This window comes from Paraburkholderia sp. EG304 (assembly GCF_046543485.1).
Lineage (GTDB): Bacteria > Pseudomonadota > Gammaproteobacteria > Burkholderiales > Burkholderiaceae > Paraburkholderia > Paraburkholderia youngii.
Genome location: NZ_JBKGUA010000416.1, coordinates 1 through 288, shown reverse-complemented (window position 1 = coordinate 288; position 288 = coordinate 1). Strand labels below are relative to the sequence as shown.

Here is a 288-nt window from a genome sequence, read left to right as displayed (position 1 = left end):
CGAGAGCGACGACGATCCTGGAGTTCGCCCCGGCGGACGCAGCGCAGCTCGACTTCGGTGCCGGTCCCGTTTTGACACACGAATCCGGCGTACCGCTCAAGACATGGTTCTTCGTGATGACGCTGTGCTGGTCGCGGCACCAGTATGCAGAGCTCGTGCTGGATCAAACGGTCGAGACGTGGCTGGCCTGCCACCGGCGCGCCTTCGAATGGTTCGGCGGCCGCGTGGAGCGCGTGATCATCGACAACGCCAAATGCGCGATTACAAAGGCGTGTATGTACGATCCCG

Annotated in this window: 1 protein-coding gene; it reads left to right on the top strand. The window is 62.8% G+C overall.

Features of this window, described 5'->3' with window-relative positions:
• A partial coding sequence (locus ACLFKU_RS44535; protein ID WP_410853493.1) for a DDE-type integrase/transposase/recombinase occupies window positions 1–288 on the top strand: 288 nt, incomplete at both ends.